14 protein-coding genes and 1 riboswitch are annotated in these 19872 nt (G+C 54.2%); of the genes, 12 read left to right on the plus strand and 2 right to left on the minus strand.

Annotated features, from left to right (window positions below; genetic code table 11):
- The first annotated feature begins 195 nt into the window (after positions 1–195).
- The 7 genes from KI379_RS29915 to KI379_RS29945 all read left to right on the plus strand — a co-directional run bounded on the left by KI379_RS29915 (position 196) and on the right by KI379_RS29945 (position 8856).
- A complete protein-coding gene (locus tag KI379_RS29915; protein WP_212985846.1) occupies positions 196–1302 on the plus strand; it encodes an S-layer homology domain-containing protein in 1107 nt (368 codons plus the stop codon).
- A 232-nt stretch (positions 1303–1534) separates the two neighbouring features.
- Positions 1535–1696: riboswitch (FMN riboswitch) on the plus strand.
- A gap of 127 nt (positions 1697–1823) precedes the next feature.
- Positions 1824–2780 carry a DMT family transporter gene (locus KI379_RS29920; RefSeq protein WP_145141660.1) on the plus strand — a complete coding sequence of 319 codons (957 nt, stop codon included), beginning with the start codon at positions 1824–1826 and terminating at the stop codon, positions 2778–2780.
- Between the two features lie 448 nt (positions 2781–3228).
- A complete protein-coding gene (locus tag KI379_RS29925) occupies positions 3229–5094 on the plus strand; it encodes an ABC transporter substrate-binding protein (RefSeq protein WP_089548534.1) in 1866 nt (621 codons plus the stop codon).
- 111 nt (positions 5095–5205) lie between these two features.
- On the plus strand, positions 5206–6216 hold the full coding sequence (locus tag KI379_RS29930) for an ABC transporter permease (RefSeq protein WP_076173597.1): 1011 nt from the start codon (positions 5206–5208) through the stop codon (positions 6214–6216).
- A 1-nt stretch (position 6217) separates the two neighbouring features.
- Positions 6218–7054: an ABC transporter permease gene (locus tag KI379_RS29935; protein ID WP_089548533.1), complete on the plus strand. Its 837-nt coding sequence runs from the start codon at positions 6218–6220 to the stop codon at positions 7052–7054.
- A 4-nt stretch (positions 7055–7058) separates the two neighbouring features.
- Positions 7059–8069 (plus strand): ABC transporter ATP-binding protein, encoded by a 1011-nt coding sequence (locus tag KI379_RS29940; protein ID WP_212985847.1) that lies wholly within the window; start codon positions 7059–7061, stop codon positions 8067–8069.
- Positions 8056–8856, plus strand: coding sequence for an ABC transporter ATP-binding protein (locus KI379_RS29945; RefSeq protein ID WP_076173600.1), 801 nt, complete (start codon positions 8056–8058; stop codon positions 8854–8856). The genes KI379_RS29940 and KI379_RS29945 overlap by 14 nt, the downstream gene beginning before the upstream one ends.
- Here the strand turns inward: KI379_RS29945 and KI379_RS29950 are convergent, their stop codons facing one another.
- Positions 8857–9846: a hypothetical protein gene (locus KI379_RS29950; protein WP_212985848.1), complete on the minus strand. Its 990-nt coding sequence runs from the start codon at positions 9844–9846 to the stop codon at positions 8857–8859.
- A 417-nt stretch (positions 9847–10263) separates the two neighbouring features.
- Here KI379_RS29950 and KI379_RS29955 point away from each other — a divergent pair, with 417 nt between their 5' ends.
- The 3 genes from KI379_RS29955 to gntK all read left to right on the plus strand — a co-directional run bounded on the left by KI379_RS29955 (position 10264) and on the right by gntK (position 14043).
- Complete coding sequence (locus KI379_RS29955) at positions 10264–10941, plus strand: GntR family transcriptional regulator (RefSeq protein ID WP_076173742.1); 678 nt, start codon at positions 10264–10266, stop codon at positions 10939–10941.
- Positions 10942–11107: 166 nt separating this feature from the next.
- The gene (locus KI379_RS29960; RefSeq protein ID WP_076173603.1) at positions 11108–12469 is read left to right on the plus strand and encodes a GntP family permease; all 1362 of its coding nucleotides are present in this window, start codon (positions 11108–11110) and stop codon (positions 12467–12469) included.
- Positions 12470–12504: 35 nt separating this feature from the next.
- Entirely contained in the window at positions 12505–14043 is a 1539-nt protein-coding gene (gene gntK, locus KI379_RS29965; RefSeq protein ID WP_212985849.1) for a gluconokinase, read from the plus strand.
- A gap of 527 nt (positions 14044–14570) precedes the next feature.
- Here the strand turns inward: gntK and KI379_RS29970 are convergent.
- The gene (locus KI379_RS29970; RefSeq protein WP_212985850.1) at positions 14571–15512 is read right to left on the minus strand and encodes a helix-turn-helix transcriptional regulator; all 942 of its coding nucleotides are present in this window, start codon (positions 15510–15512) and stop codon (positions 14571–14573) included.
- Between the two features lie 93 nt (positions 15513–15605).
- Between KI379_RS29970 and KI379_RS29975 the strand changes: the two genes are divergently transcribed.
- Complete coding sequence (locus KI379_RS29975; RefSeq protein WP_212986045.1) at positions 15606–17852, plus strand: ATP-binding cassette domain-containing protein; 2247 nt, start codon at positions 15606–15608, stop codon at positions 17850–17852.
- A 564-nt stretch (positions 17853–18416) separates the two neighbouring features.
- The gene (locus KI379_RS29980) at positions 18417–19760 is read left to right on the plus strand and encodes a hemolysin family protein (protein WP_212985851.1); all 1344 of its coding nucleotides are present in this window, start codon (positions 18417–18419) and stop codon (positions 19758–19760) included.
- Positions 19761–19872 lie beyond the last annotated feature (112 nt).

Genomic DNA, 19872 nt, shown 5'->3' on the forward strand with positions numbered 1-19872 from the left:
GAGAACCGGATGGTCCTCAAGCCCGGCTCATACGCAGTACCTTGTCTCGCATGATTCATGCGGGGATTGGGGCCGTATCGGGATGGATATGGTCGTAAGCAGCATTAGAAATCAACTGCTTGGAAAAGGATACAATCGCAGGAGCGGTGCAGGCTGCTCCTGCGATTTTCAATTCATGGAAAGAGGGCTGGACGTATGCCACGAAAACAATCTACCCGCTATGCCGCATGGGCCGTAGCCATTTGTGTCGGACTCATCGGATCAGGAACCCCCGCAAACGCTGCGGTTTCAGAAGTACGCACGGCTGGCAGCTCCCCGGTTGCCGCGGCCTCCCCGGCTATTGCGGTAACCACCGCCGCTGCGGAAGCACCTTCCTTGTCACTGGGGGTAACTTCCAATGGCTCCAAGGTGACGGTCACGGTGACCGGCGAGCAGCTGAAGGACTTGTATGCGTATGAGCTGACGCTCAGCTTTGACCCGGCGAAGCTGGCTTACCGCACCGCATCCTCTGGGACATCCGGCTTTTCGGTCGAACCGATTGTCCAAAACAACGAAATCCGCCTAGCCCACACCAAAGTAGGAAAAACAGCCGGAGACAGCGGCAAGCTCCAGCTCGCCGCCATTGAGTTTACGGCGCTGCAGGCGGCTTCGTCCCGGGTGGCTGTGGAGAGCGCCAAATTGGTGGATTCCGCTCTCCGCTCATCCGAGATGACCGTCAAGCCGGAAATCACGGTCCAACCGGGCAAAGCGGAAGGAGCGCCGGGCACTTTCCGGGATATCCGCGGCCACTGGGCGGAGCAGCCGATTCTGAATGCGGTCCAGCAGGGATGGGTCAGCGGATATCCCGACGGCACGTTTCAGCCGGGCAAGGAAGTGACCCGGGCAGAGTTCGCCAGCATGATGATGCGTGCGGTCTCGATGGGTCAGACGGCCGGCTCGCAGGCGCTGGCCTTTTCCGACGCGAAGAAAATTCCGGCCTGGGCGCTGTCTTCTATCCAGGATGCGGTGTCGCGCGGCATCATGAACGGTTATGCCGACGGCACGTTTGGGCCAAGCCGGCTCATTACCCGGGCCGAAATGGCGGCGATGACCGTCAGGGCGCTCGGTACCGGAACACCGGGCGGCACGGGAAGTTTGAATTTTGCCGACCGCGGTCAAATTCCGGCCTGGGCCAAGCCGTATATCGCATCAGCGGTGGAGAAAGGAATCATGCACGGAAGAGCGGGCAGCTTGTTCGCCCCGAACGCGCACGCAACGCGGGCTGAAGCGGTGGCCGTGATCCTGTCGGTGCTTGAGCAGTGATAAGTGCTGCCGCGAGTCCGTTCAGTGCTTGCTGCAGGCTCATCAATGCCTGTCGTCTGTCATTTTAAATGGCTGCTGATATACCGAAAAATGTCCATCTCCAGCCCCATATCCAAATTTTTAATCCATGGAAATAAAAAGCTATTAAAAAACTGAAACACTTTTGGATACATTTATGCTATAATGATGAAAACAATGTAAGTTGCATGAAAAAAAATAAAAATAAATGAATATGGATCTTCGGGGTAAGGTGAAATTCCTGACCGGCGGTGAGCGTCTCTTCTTGTGGTAAAGACGGCGTCAAGCCCGCGACTCGCAGCTTTAGCAATAAGGCGGCGACTGACCTGGTGGAAATCCAGGGCCGACGGTAAAGTCCGGATGGGAGAAGATCAAAGAATAGGCATGTGCGAAATTTTGACATTTCCGCAAGCTTATTTGATCAACCCCCGATGTGTCGATTGATGTCGATCTCGGGGGTTTTCCAATGTTGACTCCGTATTCAGGGATAGGGGAACTGGAGTATGGAAAATGTAAGCAGCAATATCAAGGTACGGCCCGCGGCAAGCGGGAAGGCCGAACGCAGCAAATCCGGCTTTTGGCTGGTCGTGCTGGGTGCAGCATTGTGGGGAGCGGATCCGCTGTTCCGGATCATTTTGCTCAAAGAACATATGACGGCAACGCAGATCGTGCTCATCGAGCATATTTTGCTGGTGCTGTTCGTCGCACCGATGCTGTGGAAACATCGGAGCGAGTTGAAAGGCCTGAAACTGCGCCATGTCGGCGCGTTGCTCTTCCTGTCGTGGGGCGGCTCGGCCGTTGCAACCATCCTGTTTACGCAGGGGCTGTCCTCCGGGAACTTGAACGCGGTCGTTCTGCTGCAGAAGCTGCAGCCGATCTTCGCCATTCTTATGGCCAAACTGCTGCTGCGTGAGAAGCTTCCGAAGCATTTCACCTGGCTGTTCATCGTGGCGCTGGCCGGAACGTATTTGTTGACCTTCGGCTTCACGTTTCCGTTCGGGCATGTGAATGATTTCGTCAAGGTCGGCAGCTTGTTCTCGCTGGGTGCCGCGGCACTGTGGGGCGGTTCCACGGTCATGGGTCGTCTGATGGTCGGAAAAATGGAGTATGAGACGGTGACTTCGCTGCGTTTCATTCTGGCGCTGCCGCTGCTGATCGGGATTACCATCAATCAGGGAGATCCTTGGCAGGTGCATACCGACGGGGGAACGCTGGCTGCAGTGTCGATCAACATGCTGGGGCAGGCGCTTCTGCCGGGACTGTTCAGCTTGATGGTGTACTATAAAGGGCTGACAACGACGAAAGCATCGGTGGCGACGCTGGCGGAACTGAGCTTCCCGATGGTGAGCGTGCTGATCAACTGGATCGTATTTCATCAGGTCGTGACGCCAACCCAAGCGGTCGGATTTATCCTGATCTGGGCGGCGCTGTTCATGATTTCCCGCAAGAGCGCGGCTTAAAGCTTGCAAGCAGCCAGTCCAGGATTTGAAGACGCAATTTTATATAGGTTTGAAAAGCGGTTCCTGCTGATGGCAGGGGCCGTTTTTATTTGGAAGGGAAGGGCAAACCGTGCGAAGGATTTCAGTAACTTTTTTTCAGCACATTTAAAAAATAAATCAGTCATCATTTCCAAGCGATCCCTCATACATTTTACGGAAAGCGCTTGCAGAACACGTTTTAGCCGCATGAGTCCGTCAGCCCGCTCCGTACTTTTCGTGAAGGGGTATGCGGTTTCCTCGGAATGAAGAGGTTTGATTTCTTCGGATCCATGGGGCACGAACCTTCCGATCTGAAGACGTGAAATCTGCATCACGCTTGCATGTATATAAAATGAGCTAAAGGCGAAGTGCTGTCCCTGTCTTAGTTCAATTTATGTAGATGTGAATTGGAGGAAATGGGGGAGTTTACATGAAGCTGAAATTAGCTTCCAAGCCGCTCATGGCCCTTTTCGTGGCGGCGACCGTGATGATCGCGGGCTGCCAGACCGTGCAGCCGCCTTCCGCAACGGGAACGACGACGCCGCCGGCGCAAGGGGAAACCAAGCCGGCCGATCAGGGAGAAAAAGCCACGGAGCCGGCGACGACCGAGCCCGCGGCGAACCAGCCAGCAACGAGCGGAGACGCCAAAGAAACGCCGAGAAATGAAACCCTTTACATTAACGGAATTCAATGGGGGCCGCCATCCAACTTCAACCTGCTGAGCGGCAATCCGGCCTTCCCGATCAACTATGGTAACTCGAGAGAGTTGGTCTACGAGACGCTGTTTATGATCAATCAGCTGGACGGCAAGCTGGAGCCGCTGCTCGGCACCAAATACGAGTGGACCGACGACATGACATTGCATATCGAGCTGAATAAGGACGCTAAGTGGAGCGACGGCAAGCCGTTTACGTCCGATGACGTTGTGTACACCTACCAGCTCGGCAAAAAATACGACATCAACTGGAGCAACTATTGGGCGTACATTGCGGATGTCACAGCGGACGGCCCGAATGCGGTCAAGATCATGCTGAACAAAGACAACCCGAACCGTCTGACGGTGCTTGACAGCATCGAGCTGATCCCGATGATGCCCAAGCATATTTGGGAAGAAATCGAGAAGAAGTCAAACAACGATCTGGCGACGATCCGCAAGGAAGTCAACGCCAATCCGGTAGCCACCGGCCCTTACAAAATCTACTTCTACAACGACCAGAAAATCACGATTGTGCGCGACGACAATTACTGGGGCAAATCGCTCTTCGGCAAGCTGCCTGCTCCGAAATATATTACGCACGTCATCTACAAGGATAACGCCGCCGGCGATTTGGCCTTCAAGAGCGGGCAGGTGGACGTCTCCCAGCAGTTCATCCCGCAGGTATGGAACATGTGGAAGAACGGCGCTCCGATCAAGACCTATCTGAAAGACGCCCCTTATTACGTCCCGGGCTCCATGCCGTCGATCTTCTTTAATTTCTCGAAAAAGGGGCTGGATAACCCGGATGTCCGCCGCGCGATCGCGATGAGCATCGATTACAAGAAAATTTCCGACCTCGCGATGAGCGGCTACTCGGCAGCGATGCAGCCGTCCCTGACGCTGAACACGGACGCGGAGTCCAAATACGTCGATCAGGCTGCGATCAAATCGCTGCAGTGGACGACCGACGTCAAGGCGGCCAACGAGCTGCTCGACAGCATCGGCGCCAAAAAAGGCAAGGACGGCATCCGTGTGCTGAACGGCACCCGCCTCGGGCCATTTGAAGTGGAATGCCCGTACGGCTGGTCCGACTGGAATGCGGCGCTGGAGATCGTGGCCCAGAGCGCGAAAGCGATCGGCATCGAAATCCGCACGAAGTTCCCGGAAGCGCCGGTATGGACGAACGACCTGCAAACCGGCAAGTTCGACATCATCATGAACACGCCTGCGGGCGGCGTCAATCCGAGCCAGCCGTGGAGCAGAGCGCATGACATCATGTATTCCAAGGAAGTGGCTCCGCTCGGCGAAATGGCGTTCTGGAACTGGGGCCGTTACAAAAACGACAAGGCCGACCAAATTATCGACAAAATTCCGAGCGTCACCGATCAGGCCGAGCTCAAAACCCTGTACACGGATTTGACGAAAATCTGGCTGACCGACATTCCGTCCATTCCGCTCATGTACCGTCCGTGGGTGTTCCATACGGTCAATGAATCGGTATGGAAAGGCTTCCCCGTCGACGGAGACGGAAGCAACATTCCTCCGCAAATCGCCATGGACGGGGCGGGCATCCGGGCGCTGTACCAGATCCACAACTAAGCCCAAGGAAGCGGCCTGCATGGGAGGCTACCGGCACTGCCGGAGCGCCATGCGGGCCCTCTTTTCCAAGACGCATCCACCGCCGATCCAAAGATCAAGGGAGGGACCTTCTTGAATGCCTATGCCAAATATTTCGTAAAAAAGCTGTTCTGGTACCTGGTGACGCTCGTCATTGCCGTTTCCCTGAATTTTTTCCTTCCGCGCATGATCGAGGGGAATCCCGTCGCCATGATCGTATCACAGATGACCAAAGGGATGACGGACAGCGATACGATCAAACGGGTCTATGAGACGTTCATTCAGGAGTTTGGTGTTGACAAGCCGCTCTGGCAGCAGTTTCTGATCTATGTCCAAAACCTGTTTACCGGCAACCTCGGCACCTCGTTCGGCCTGTATCCGAAAAAGGTGACGGACATCCTGGCTTCAGCGGTGCCGTGGACGATCGGCCTGCAGCTGCCGGCGATTCTGGTAGGCTGGATTCTGGGCAACGTGCTCGGAGCCGTGGCTGCTTATAAAAAAGGCGTGTTCGACAAGGTGATTTTTCCGGTAGCCCTGTTTGTGAACTCGATTCCCTTTTTTACGCTGGCCATCATCATGCTGTACGTATTCGCCCTGACGCTGGGGTGGTTCCCGCTGTCCGGAGGGTATGATTTTCAAATGATTCCGCAGCTCAGCTTCGAATTTATCGGCTCGGTCATCCGCCATCATACGCTGCCATTCCTCTCGATCGTGCTTGTCACCATCGGCGGCCAGGCGATCGGGATGCGGGAAATGTCCATTTACGAGCTGAATGCCGACTATGTGCTGTACAGCAAGCTGCTTGGGATCCGCGATTCGCGCATCTCGAGATATGTGTTCCGGAACGCCATGCTTCCCCAAATTACCGGACTGGCTTTGTCCATCGGCACGATGGTGGGCGGTTCGCTCATCTGCGAAATCGTGTTCAGCTACCCGGGCATCGGCACCTGGCTGTTTACGGCCATCCGCCAGCTCGATTATCCGCTCATTTCCGGCTGTACGCTGCTGATCGCGCTCTCTGTTCTGCTGGCTAACTTTACGATTGATATCATTTACGGTTTTATCGATCCGCGGATCAAAGCCTCGCAAATGGAGGACCAGTAATATGAAAAACTCCTTCAACATTCTCATCAAGTCCCCCAAATTCATGCTGGGGGCGGGAATATTCATCGTTATGCTGGCGCTGGTGCTCATCTTCCCGATGATCAACAAAAAGGATCCGCTGGAGATGATCGCCCTGGCGTTTCAGCCGCCGAGTTCGCAGCTGTGGCTCGGTTCGGACAATTTCGGGCGGGATCTGTTCCTGGAGCTGATGTACGGCATCCAGACCTCGATCCGGGTCGGTCTCATCGCAGGCGTGTTCGCCACGGCCATCGGACTCATTATCGGCCTTGCTTCCGGCTACATCGGCGGTATCGTGGATAACTTGCTGACGTCGATCACGAACATTTTTATCGTCATTCCGTCGTTTATTATTCTGATCCTCATCTCGGTCAGCATCAACTCGCGCAGCTCGCTCGTGACGGCGATCATTATCGGTATCACCAGCTGGCCGTGGACGGCCCGGGCCGTACGGGCGCAGACCAGCTCGCTCCGCAACCGGGATCATGTCCATATCGCCAAAATTTCCGGACACAGCACGCCCCGGATCATCGTTTTTGAAATTTTGCCCTATATCGCGTCTTATGTCGTCATGGCGTTCGTGCTGCAGACCGCGTCCGGCATTCTGTCGGAGGCCTCCATCTCGATGCTGGGGCTCGGGCCGTACAACACGATCTCCCTCGGCATCATCATGAACTGGGCGCTCGTTTTCGAGGCGCCGGTGGCGGGGGCATGGTGGGCGTTTATCCCTGCGGCGCTGTCAATCGCGCTGATCACGTTCTCGTTGTATATGATGAACACGGGCATGGACGAAATTTTTAATCCGAAAATAAGGAGCTAGGCCGATGACTACAAACATTCTGGAAGTTAGCGGACTGAAAACCTATTATAAAACCCGGCTTAAGGAAAAAGTGTTTGCCGTCGACGGCGTCGATTTCGTGCTGGAAGATGGGAAGACGCTCGGCATCGCCGGCGAATCCGGCTGCGGCAAGTCGACGCTGGCGCTGAGCCTGATGGGATTTTATTTTCCGCCGCTCCATTACGGCAGCGGTTCGATCCAAATTCACGGCCGCGACATTATGAAGCTGAGCAAGGAGCAGCTGCGCACGCAAATTTCCGGGCGGGAAATCGCGTATATTCCCCAGGCGGCCATGAATGCCCTCAATCCGACGCTGCGGATCATCCGCTTCATTGAGGATATCATGAAGGAGCACCGGCCAGAGCTGACCAAGAAGCAGGTGTGGGACATGGCCGTCGAGCGCTTTGAAACGCTGAACCTGTCGCCGAAGGTGCTGCGCTCGTATCCGAATGAGCTCTCCGGGGGCATGAAACAGCGGACGGTCATTGCGATTTCCACCATTCTGAATCCGAAGGTGCTGATCGCCGACGAACCGACGTCTGCGCTGGACGTAACGTCGCAGAAGGCGGTCATCAAGCTGATGAAGGACCTGCTCAACAAGCAGTTCATCCGCTCGCTGGTATTCATCACGCATGAGCTGCCGCTCTTGTACCACGTCACCGACGACATTATGGTCATGTACGCGGGAGAAATCGTGGAGCGCGGCACGGCCGAGCAGATGATCTTTGATCCGCTGCATCCGTACACGAAGAAGCTGATGGGTTCCATCATCGTTCCGGAGGAGGGGATGAAGGGGCACAAGCTGGCGGCCATTCCGGGCACACCGCCGAATTTGAAGCATGTGCCTGCCGGCTGCCGGTTTGCCGAGCGGTGCTCTTACGCCCAAGATATTTGCAGGCAAAACAATGTGGCGGTGCAGGAAGTGGAGGGCCGCCAGTACCGGTGCCATTTTGACACAGGAACGCTGAAGGAGTGGTATGCGAATGAGCAGTCGTGACCTGTTGATCCGCGGCAGAGGCATTACAAAAGTATTCGGATACGGGGCGGCCAAAACGACCGCGGTCGATACGGTGGACTTCGATTTTCATAAAGGCGAAATCATTTCCATCGTCGGCGAGAGCGGCAGCGGCAAAACCACCCTTGCCAAAATCATCATGGGTCTCTTAAAGGAGTCGGGGGGCAGCATCGATTACAAAGGACAACCGAGAGTGCTGCGCCGCCATGCTGACCGGAAAAAGTACTGGAAAGACATTCAGGCGATTTTTCAGGACCCGTTCTCGTCCTTTAACCTGTTCCAGCGGGTAGAGAAGCTGCTGCTCAGCTGCATCCGGCTGCAGGGGCTGAAGCTCACCAAGGATGAGCAGTTCAATAAAATGAAAGAGGCCTGCTCTTTCGTCAACCTGAAGTTCGAGGAGCTGTACAACAAGTATCCATTCGAGCTGTCCGGCGGGCAGATGCAGCGGCTTATGATCGCACGGATTTTTATGCTTCACCCCAAGGTGCTGATCGCGGATGAGCCCACCTCAATGGTCGACGCCTGCTCCCGGTCCACCATTCTCGACATGCTGCTGAAGCTGAGGGATGAGAACGAGATGACGATTATTTTCATCACGCACGACGTGGGGCTCGCTTATTACGTGAGCGACACGATCTACATCATGGAGAAGGGCCAAATCGTCGAAAGGGGACCGGCCGAGGACATTATCCTGAACCCGCAGCACGCCTATACGAGGCAGCTCATCAGCGATGTGCCGAAAATCCATACGGCCTGGGACTTGGGCTAGTCACATTGGCGCCGTATAGCGGCCGCCCTCCTGCACGACGCGAAATGCGCCGCCGTCCTGCTGCAGCACGGCCAGGTTCGATCCTTCCGAGCCCCACCATTCATACCCAAGCGTATAGCCATGCCCGGAACGGGTGACAAATAAAACGTGGAACAGCTGCGGGTCCATCTGCCCGCCGTCGTCGACGCGCCAGGTGGAGCTCGGGTCATCCGTTCCTTCAAAATCGCGAAACAGCAGCGTATCCGGGGTGATCAGCACGAGGCTGGCCAGCGGCTTGCCGCCGTCCTTGTCGTACTGGACGATACCCAGCTGCACGTCAGGGGAGATTTGTCCGATAAGCCCCTGGCTGTGGATGTTCAGGCCTTTGGCTTGCTTGATCCGGGCTGCCTCCTCTTCGGGCAGGCTTCCCTCCGCATGCTCCACCTGCAGAAATTCATGCCCGGCAAAAGCGTCTCTCTGTGCGAGAACGACGCCTGCGTCCGGATCCGCTGGAGTTACCGGGGAAGAGAGGCGGAACAAATCGCCTTCATCATGGTCGAAATTGTACCGGTTCTGCCTGCCGTTATCCTGATCCGACCGGGCCTGATGCTTCGTGAAGCGGATGTCGGCCAGCTCGCCCGGCGCGATGACCGCTTGTGTAAACTGCTCCCGCGGTGTTTGCTGCTTGCCTTCCGGGTCGGCTGCAAGAATCCGGCTGCTGGCGGCGTCCAAATAGCCGAACATCAGCTGGGAAGACTGCAGCCGCCCCGGAGTTTCTGTTTCGGCTTCGCCCTCGTGGCTGCTGGTAGGCTGCGGGCTCCCGCCATCAGGGGTGGAAGCAGGGGGATCAGCTGCCGTGGCGGGAGGTTTTTCGTTGATTCCGTCCGTGGAATTGACCGTTCCGGAAGGCATTGGGTCAGCCGTTGATGTGCTATCCGCCGAAGGCTTGTGGCTTTCGCAGCCCGTGGCGATACAGATGGACAGCAGCAGGATGGCGGCGATTTTTTTCAAATTCAATCCCTCCCTTTCCGAAGGTTGATGTGCTGGATGTTTCATCCACGCGGTTTACAGATCGCACGGATTGTTTTAAAATAAAGACGATTACAAGTTGTATACAAGTATACTTGGAGGCAGAGGCAGGTTAGAGCACAGCACAATCAAACTGGAAGCGTTTCTTTTTCGAAGAACCACAGGTCTTCGTGGTAAAAGACGCATTCCGGTTCTTCGTTGTTGCATGGTTCTTTTGAAAAAAGGAAAAAATCGGATTGCGGCACACGGCTGCCGGTCAAACGGTTGAGCGTTAAGGTCTGCGGCTGAAGCAGGCTTCCGGAGAGCAGGTCCCTCACCATGGATGCGGCGGTCGGTTGTATGATAGAATCGGTAGCGTACGTCATTGTACATACATTGATTTAGGAGAGTTGTCTCATGCTGCGTTATCCTTCATCCTGGCTGCAGGGTGTTTCCTTGGGAGAGTCGATTGCGTCCGAGCTGAGGCTGCAGATTATCAGCGGCCGGATCAAGCCGGGTGAAATTATTTCAGAGAACCGGGTGGCCGCCGATTTCGGGACAAGCCGTTCCCCCGTCAGAGAAGCCTTGAAATCGCTCTCGAGCGAAGGGCTGATCCGGCTCGAACGGATGGGTGCCGTCGTCGTCGGACTGAGCCTGACCGATATTGTTGAATTGTACGATGTCCGCTTCCTGATCGAGAGCTTCGTTCAGCAGCGGCTGGCCAAGATGGACCGGGATCAGCTGCTGGTTACGCTGCGCCGGATCGTTGACCGGATGGAGCTTGCGGTCAAGCATCAGGATGCCGTCGAATTTTCGTATCAGGACTTGTCCTTTCACGAGGCGATTATTGCGGCAGCGGACCATAAGCGCATTTTGCATTTATGGAACAGCATCCGGCCGATCGTGATGACCGTCATGCTGATTACGACGGAAGAGATTTTTTCTAAAGGGGAAGCAAAGCTCGGGTCCGTGATCGGCAAGCATCAGAAAATTATGGACGGTCTGGCCTCCGGCGACGAGGACGAAATCCAGAAGCTTGTACAGGAGTATTTCGCCGATTCGCGCCAGACGCTGCACCGCAGCCTGACGGATTTTTAAAGCGCTTCGTCGGCCTTTCCATACCGTAATATGAACCAAAAGGGGCTGCTTGCGGGCAGCTTCCGCCTCATGTTGTCGACAAGTATGCAAGTATTTGAAATCAAAGCTTGGAATAATGGGTATCATATGTGAAAAACATCATGTACGAACAAAAGGAGGACAACCCATGTCCAGTATATTCGGTATGAGCCATAATTGGACGCTCATTGTGTGGACACTGATCGCCATTGCATTTCTTATTGTGTTTATTGCCAAATTCAAGTGGAATCCGTTTGTGACCTTGCTGTTGTCCGCCCTGCTGCTCGGGTTCCTGACCGGCATGAAATCGATGGATATTATCGATTCCGTGACCAAGGGGCTTGGCGGCACGCTCGGAACGATTGCGATCGTCATCGGTCTCGGCACGATGCTGGGCAAAATGATGGCCGAATCCGGCGGCGCCGAGCAGATCGCCACAACCCTCGTGAACCGGTTCGGGGAGAAACGCGTTCACTGGGCGATGATGATCGTCGGCTTTATCGTAGGGATTCCAGTATTTTTTGAGGTCGGCGTCATTCTGCTGATCCCGATTATTTTTACCGTCGCCCGTAAAACCAAAATGTCACTGCTGCAAATCGGTATTCCGATTCTGGCCGGTCTGTCCACCGTACACGGACTTGTGCCGCCTCACCCGGCCCCGATGATCGCGATTGATGCCTATCAGGCGAATTTGGGGAAAACGATTCTGTACTCCCTGATTGTTGGCATTCCGACAGCGATCGTGGCCGGACCGCTCTTTGGTAAATGGATCGGCAGACGCATTCAGGTCGAGCCGCCTGCTGAGCTGGCGGAGCAGTTCTCCAGCAGCAGCACGCGCAAGCTTCCGGGCTTTGGCATTACGCTGCTGACGATTCTGATGCCGGTTATCCTGATGCTGATCGGTTCGATCGCCTCGATCGTTGACCCGGATGCTTCGAGCGGTTTTACGCTGTTCTGCGAATTTATCGGTAACGAAATTATTGCCCTTCTGATTTCGGTCGTGTTTTCTTTCTTCTCCCTTGGCTTCGCCAGAGGATTTACGAAAGAACAAATATCCAAGTTTACGAGCGAATGTCTGGCGCCGACAGCCACGATCATTCTGATCATCGGCGGCGGCGGGGCGTTCAAGCAGGTGCTCATTAACAGCGGCGTCGGTGACGCCATTGCCCAAATCGCAACTTCGGCTCACATCAACATTATTTTGTTTGCATGGTTCGTGGCCGCACTCATCCGTGTTGCAACCGGTTCCGCCACCGTGGCCATGACCACGACTGCGGGGATCGTCGCACCGGTGCTTGCTTTGAGCCCGGCAGCCAATGTCGAGCTCGTCGTGCTGGCGACCGGAGCAGGTTCGCTCGTCCTGTCGCATGTCAACGACGCCGGCTTCTGGATGGTCAAGGAATTCTTTAACATGTCTGTTCCGCAGACGCTGAAATCCTGGACCGTCATGGAAACGCTGTTGTCGATCGTTGCATTGATTATCATCCTGGTGCTCAGTCTGGTAGTATAAGGATATGTCTAGTGAAGAAGAAAGAAGGTTGAAACATGAGCAGTAATATGATGATCGGAATCGATATTGGAACGACGAGCACCAAGGCCGTTCTGTTCGAAGAAAACGGAAAGGTTGTGGCCAAGGGAAGTGAAGGCTATCCGCTGCTGACACCGACATCGTCCATCGCCGAGCAGGATCCGGATCTGATATTTACGGCCGTGATCCATTCGGTCAAGCAGGTGATGGATACAAGCGGAATCCGCCCGGAGCAGGTGATGTTCGTCTCGTTCAGCTCGGCCATGCACAGCGTCATTCCGGTCGGCCAGGACGGGAAGCCGCTGATGAACTGCATTACGTGGGCGGATAACCGCAGCGCGAAATGGTCCGAAGTATTGAAGAACGATATGAACGGACATGAAATTTATCTGCGCACAGGTACGCCGATCCATCCGATGTCCCCGCTGACCAAATTGATGTGGCTGCGTCATGACAATCCGGACATTTTCGAAAAGACGTCCAAATTTATCTCGATTAAGGAGTACGTATTCGCCAAGCTGTTCAACCGGTACGTCGTCGACCATTCGATAGCCTCCTGCACGGGCCTTATGAATCTGAACAAGCTGGATTGGGATGAGGAGGCGCTGCAGGTTGCCGGCATTACGCCAAGCCAGCTGTCCGAGCTTGTTCCGACGACTTACCGCATGGATGGGCTGGATAAGACGTTTGCCTCCGAGATGGGGCTCGATCCATCCACGCCGTTTATCGTTGGCGCGAGCGACGGCGTGCTGTCCAATCTGGGCGTCAATGCGATCGAACCTGGTGTCGTTGCCGCCACCATCGGTACCAGTGGAGCAATCCGCACCGTGGTCGATCATCCGGCGACGGATCCGAAGGGGCGCATTTTCTGCTACGCCCTGACGGAGAAGCTGTGGGTGATCGGCGGTCCCGTCAACAACGGCGGCATGCTGTTCCAATGGGTACATGATGAACTGGCCGCATCCGAGATCGAGACTGCCAAGCGTCTCGGTATCGATTCGTACGACCTGCTGACACGGATTGCGGAACAGGTGAAACCGGGATCCGACGGGCTGTTGTTCCACCCTTATTTGACCGGGGAGCGCGCCCCGCTCTGGAACCCCGACGCCCGCGGATCGTTCTTCGGCCTGACGATGCACCACCGCAAGGAGCATATGATCCGAGCCGTCCTTGAGGGCGTTATTTTCAACTTATATACCGTACTGCTGGCGATGGAGGAACGCATCGGGCGTCCGGCCAAAATCCACGCGACCGGCGGATTTTCCCGTTCCCCGCTGTGGCGCCAAATGATGGCCGACATCTTCGATCAGGAAGTTGTCGTGCCGGAGAGCTTCGAAAGCTCCTGCCTGGGCGCCGTCGTGCTCGGCTTGTACGCCACGGGCAAAGTCGATTCGCTAAGTGTCGTCTCCGGCATGGTCGGATCAACGCATCAGCATACGCCGGTGAAGGAGAACGCACAGATTTACCATCAGCTGCTGCCGATCTTTATTAAAATTTCACGCAACCTGGAAGAGGAATATAAGGCGATCGCCGATTTTCAGCGCAGCCTGTTCTAATCCAAAAGAATGCCTGTACAGCGTTTGAAACTGCTGTGCAGGCTTTTTTTGCGTTAAACATGTTTCTGCGAAGCTAATCGGCTTTGCGCGTGGAATGCGTGATGTCAACTTTTAATGTGTGTTATATCTTACTAAGAACCAGTTGCCTAAATAGAACATAGATTATACTGAGACTCATAAAACCTCCTTAATAAGATCAGCCCGCTCTTTCGGAGCGGGCCTTTTTCTTTAAAAAGATGAATGAATTATGCAAGAGCCTAAACATATATAGAATTTACCCATATGATATCAGTATCTTCAATATGAAGGAGGTACTTTCATGAGCGACGTTAGAGGAATAGGTTATGGCTGTTGCCATAATAATGTTGGTGCTATCCTTGTACTCTTTATTCTTTTGGTAATTATCCTGAAGGCATTTTGTTGGTAATAAAGAATGACGAAAACCCTGCCGGCTGTGAGCTGGCAGGTCCTTTTTATTTAGAGACACAGAACAACCGATATGAAAGATACCGGTCAAAGGTCGTGCCTCATGCATACTGGCGGAGAATCTCCCGCGCCTGCTCACGAATCCCGTCTACAAGCTCGGGCGGCTCGATGACTTTAACGGCCGTACCCAGGTGAAAAAAGTAGCCGGTCACGAATTCCATCTCGCGCTGATCAATGACACTTTCAATGTAACCTTCATCCGGGCTAACCTCCACGATATAAGGCTCCAGCCATGGCTGGCTGCGGCACTGTCTCAAGCCTTCACGGGTCAGCTCTACATATAAACGGACGGGCGACTCCGGCGTCACCGCCGTGCTGAGGTTGAGCCAGTCCGGCAGTTCCATCTGTGGCTCAAACGCCTGCTTCGTTTGCTCCATGGACACGATCCGGTCTGTACGAAACAGCCGGATTTCGCCATGAGCCTGATCGAACGCGGGCATGTACCAGAAGCCGTCGCTGGCGTAAATACCGATCGGAGCCACTTCCCTCACTGTATTTTCCAGCTTCGACACATATTCGATTTTAAGCAGCCGGTGCGCGGCGGCCGCCTCGATGATTTCCTTTAGAAATGGAGACGGGACGGTCCTTTTCTGATTCCAAAAGGTGATTACCGAATCCAGGCCGTCTATTTTTCTTTTCGTATCGTCAGGCAGGCTTGCGTACAGCTTGCGGGAGACGGAATCGATATGAATATCAAAAGGAAGCGATTGATAGTACTTCAATGCCTGAAAAGCAAAAAAGATAGCAAATGCTTCTTCTTCATTAAACATGATCGGCGGCAGTGTCCGGTTGGGGAGTACCCGGTAACCACCGCTTCTTCCTGGTTCCGTATAAAGCGGGACGCCCATATCGGCAATATCCGTAAGATAGCGGTGCGCCGTTCGGACAGAAATGCCAAATTCATTCGCGACATCCTGTGCAGTAAAACTGCGTTTGGCATTCACGTACAGGATTAAATCAAACAGTAATTTGGCTTTGCTCACAAAAGCTCCTCCTCTTCACTTAACCATGACAGTTTCTGGCATGGTTTTAGCATATCCTATTTTATACAAATCGCAAGAGGAGGAATCCACATGATCAAAGAAGATGACATTCGCGTCGTCGGCGGAAGAGAAAAAAATCTGAAGGGAGTTCATGTGACGATCCCCAAAAAGCAGATTACGGTATTTGTAGGCGTATCCGGCTCCGGCAAATCGGCGCTTGTTTTCGATACGATCGCAGCGGAGTCACAGCGGCAATTCAACGAATCGTACTCCAGCTTCATCCGCAACCGGCTCCCTCATTATGGGCAACCGGAGGTGGATGCCATTGAGCATCTGCCGGCGGTGATCGTCATGAATCAAAAAAGGATCGGCGGAAATGCGAGATCTACCGTCGGCACGGTCACGGATATTTATGCGCTGCTGCGGCTGTTATTTTCCCGGATCGGCACTCCTTTCGTCGGATATTCCGACGTGTTTTCCTTCAACAACCCTAAGGGCATGTGCCCGGACTGTGAAGGCTTAGGGAAAGTGAAAGACATCAACGTCGACCGGTTGATCGATAGGGAAAAATCGCTTAACGAGGGGGCTATTCTGTTTCCGACCTTCATGCCCGGCGACGTCAGGTGGAAAAGATATGTCTGCACCGGCCTGTTCGATAACGACAAAAAGCTGAAGGATTATACGGATGAGGATATGGATACGCTGCTCCATAAAAGCGGGTTCAAGCCGCCAAATCCAACGGAGGGGTGGCCGCCGACGTCTCTCTATGAAGGGGTCATTCCGCGCATTAAACGTACTTATCTCTATAAGGATTCGAGAGATGCTAAACGATATCAGGAGGCGATCGACCGCATTGTGAGCGAGAAGCTGTGCGCTTCATGCCGCGGCGGCCGCCTGAACCCACGCGTGTTGTCCTGTAAAATTGACGGAAAAAGCATTGCCGATTGTGCGGGTATGCAGGTTAGCGAGCTTATCAGGTTTATACGTTCCATCCGCGAGCCTGAAGTACAGACGGTGACGGACGAAATTGTCAAGCGCCTTGGCAATTTGCTGGCGGTAGGCCTTGGCTATTTAAGCATGAATCGCGAAACGCCCAGCCTGTCGGGCGGTGAATCGCAGCGGATCAAGATGGTGCGTCAGCTCGGCAGCAGCTTATCCGATTTGCTGTATATTTTTGACGAGCCCAGCATTGGTCTCCATCCGCATGATGTCAACACAATCAACCGATTGCTTAAGCAGCTGCGGGATAAAGGCAACACCGTTCTGATTGTTGAGCATGATCCGGATGTGATCCAGATTGCCGACTATATTGTTGAAATGGGGCCGCGCGCCGGAACCCACGGTGGAGAGGTCGTATTTCAGGGGAGCTTTCATAAGCTGTTGTCATCCCCGACATTAACTGCCGGGTACTTAAACCGTCACCTCGACTTCAAAAGGGAGGTCAGAAAGCCTGACGGTTGGCTCGCCATTGAGCATGCGACTATGAATAATCTCAAAGATATTAGCGTTCGAATTCCGGCCGGCGTGATGACCGCTGTTACCGGAGTAGCGGGATCCGGAAAAAGTACGCTGATCCGTCAAGTTCTTCCGAGGTACTACCCCGAGGCGATTTTCATTGACCAAGGCGCGATTCACGCCTCCAACCGGTCCAATCTGGCCACCTATACGGACATCTTCGACACGATCAGAACTTTGTTCGCCAAAGAAAACCGCGTGAACGCTTCGCTGTTCAGCTTCAACTCCGAAGGGGCTTGTCCCCACTGTAAGGGCTTGGGGATCATATCTACCGATCTCGCCTTTATGGATACGGTCTCCAGCATCTGCGAAGCATGCGAAGGAAAGCGTTATACAGAACAGGTCCTGTCCTATCGGTTCCGCGGGAAAAGCATCAGCGACGTTCTGGCCATGACCGTGGAGGATGCGCTTAACATGTTTCATGAAAAAGAAATTGAAACGCCGCTCAAACGATTAAAGGAAGTAGGCCTCGGTTATTTGACCTTAGGACAACCTCTGAGTACGATATCAGGGGGCGAACTGCAGCGGGCCAAGCTGGCCGCGGAGCTGGAGGGAGAAGGGACCCTGTATGTCCTGGACGAGCCGACCACCGGACTGCATATGTCTGATGTCGAGCTTCTGATCGGCCTCATGAACCGCCTCGTGGAGCGTGGCAGCACCTTGATCGTGATCGAGCACAATTTGCAGGTGATCCGTCAGGCTGATTGGATGATCGACCTCGGCCCTGGGGCTGGAGAAGAAGGCGGCCAGGTGATGTTTGAAGGCATACCGAAAGATAGCATCGATTGCAGCGCCTCGATCACTGGAAGGTATTTAGGGCTTTAGCGAGGATGCTTGGTTCAAAGGACGTTTGTTTCAAATGTGCCGGAGAAAATTTACGGTGTAGGGGATCCCGACGATTCTACGAATTGTCGGGATTTTTTTGGGCTGGGCTTTTTAGTCGAGAGACTATTTATCTTTTAGGTCTGTTTCTTCTGTAACAGTGCCCCCGGAGGAAAAGGGGATTGAGGCGTAAAGTTTACGTGCCGCCTTTGAATTCGTGTTGTGACCACCTAATAAAATCCCAAACAACACGAATTCAACAGCGGCTGAAGCCCAATGCCCGTTCCTCCCACGCGCCAAAAGTTGAAGTCACGGCCTGTTCCACGCGCCAAAAGTTGAAGCCACGGCCTGTTCCACGCGCCAAAAGTTGAAGCCACGGCCTGTTCCCACTCTCCAAAAGTTGAAGTCCGGGTATATTCATCCCCGCATCGTCCATCCTAAGCCCATGCGTTCCTCCTCAAAATTGGGTATATACATTCCAAGAGATTATTCATCCGTCGAACATAAAGGAGGTGCTCCTTATCCTGGCCGCTCACCGCCGCCCAAGGCGCAGGGTAAGGAAATGCTGTGGAAATTGTGAAAATCATATTCGTTATTCTGCTCATCGCATTAACCGCGTTCTTCGTTGCCTCCGAATATTCGGTGATCCGGGTCAGAGTGTCCCGCATTAACCAATTGGTGACCGAAGGCAATAAAAATGCCCGCGCGGTCAAACATATCATTTCCCGCCTGGACGAGTTTCTGTCCGCCTGCCAGCTCGGAACGACGCTGACCTCGATGGCTCTCGGCTGGCTGGGGGAATCCACCGTGGAGCGAATGATCCATCCGCTGTTTGAGCTTATGCATACACCCGAGTCGGTGGAGAGCATCGTGTCGTTTATTATCGCCTTTTTGATCCTGACCTACTTTGAGGTTGTGATCGGGGAACTCGTGCCGAAAAGCTTTGCGATTCAGATCGCTGAACCGATGGCATTGTTTTTCGCCCGTCCGCTGATTATTTTTTACAAAATCACGTATCCCTTCAACTGGATTCTGAGCCGTTCCTCGCGCTTCATTACCGGCATCTTCGGGGTTAAGCCCATATCGGAGGAAGACGCTGCGTTAAGCGAAGCAGAGCTTCGTTTTGCGCTCACCGAAGGGTATCGCAGCGGCGAAATTACGCCGACCGAGTACCGCTACCTCAACAACGTCTTTGATTTCGACGAACGGGACGCACGGGAAATCATGGTGCCGCGGACTTCCATCCGTTACGTCTCCCACGATGCTACGGTACGGGATGTCCTGGGTGTCATCGAGAGCAAAACGTTCAATTATCTGCCGGTTGCAGTGGATGGCGATAAGGACCGCGTAACCGGGATTATCCACGTCAAGGAAATGCTGCATCAAGTCGTCCGGCGCGTAACCGGCGAAGACGAGAAGATTACGCCTTTTATCCGTCCGGTTCTGCAGGTGATAGAAACCGTTCAGGCGAGAGATTTGCTGGCTCAGATGCAGAAGGCGGGCATCAATATGGCGGTGCTGATGGACGAGTACGGGGGAACATCGGGTCTGGTCACTCTGGAGGATATCCTGGAGGAGATTGTGGGAGATATTCCTTCGGGTGCCGGCGGCCCGCAGCCAGCGGGATCTCTGCTGATCACGAAGCTGGAGGGCAACCGCTACCGCTTTCAGCCGCAAGCCCTCATCCATGATGTGAACAAAAAGCTGGGGACCAATATCCCGGCGGGGGATGAAGTTTATACGATCGGCGGCTGGCTGCTGTCGCAAAAGTTCGATCTTGCCGAAGGGGACGTCATCCGGCAGGACGACTGCGAATTTGCCATTCGGCGCATGGAAGGACCGATGATCCGGGAAATCGAGGTCGTTAAGCACGAGCCGGAGGCGGAGCTGCCGGAAGCAGGGGAGGACTAACGGTTTGAGTTTAGGAGCTCTATACAGTGGTGAGCGGGGAGCTTGGGAGTGATGAAGACAAACGTAAGAGGGCCTTTCGGGACAGCCGGAGGCCCTTTTCTTGTGGTTGCAT

It is taken from the genome of Paenibacillus cineris (assembly GCF_018333335.1).
GTDB classification, from domain to species: Bacteria; Bacillota; Bacilli; order Paenibacillales; family Paenibacillaceae; genus Paenibacillus_AQ; species Paenibacillus_AQ favisporus.

Coding starts and splice junctions, on each gene's coding strand:
- KI379_RS29925 (WP_089548534.1), top strand. CDS start 3,229: ATGAAGCTGAAATTAGCTTCCAAGCCGCTCATGGCCCTTTTCGTGGCG.
- KI379_RS29935 (WP_089548533.1), top strand. CDS start 6,218: ATGAAAAACTCCTTCAACATTCTCATCAAGTCCCCCAAATTCATGCTG.
- KI379_RS29920 (WP_145141660.1), top strand. CDS start 1,824: ATGGAAAATGTAAGCAGCAATATCAAGGTACGGCCCGCGGCAAGCGGG.
- gntK (WP_212985849.1), top strand. CDS start 12,505: ATGAGCAGTAATATGATGATCGGAATCGATATTGGAACGACGAGCACC.
- KI379_RS29945 (WP_076173600.1), top strand. CDS start 8,056: ATGAGCAGTCGTGACCTGTTGATCCGCGGCAGAGGCATTACAAAAGTA.
- KI379_RS29940 (WP_212985847.1), top strand. CDS start 7,059: ATGACTACAAACATTCTGGAAGTTAGCGGACTGAAAACCTATTATAAA.
- KI379_RS29960 (WP_076173603.1), top strand. CDS start 11,108: ATGTCCAGTATATTCGGTATGAGCCATAATTGGACGCTCATTGTGTGG.
- KI379_RS29915 (WP_212985846.1), top strand. CDS start 196: ATGCCACGAAAACAATCTACCCGCTATGCCGCATGGGCCGTAGCCATT.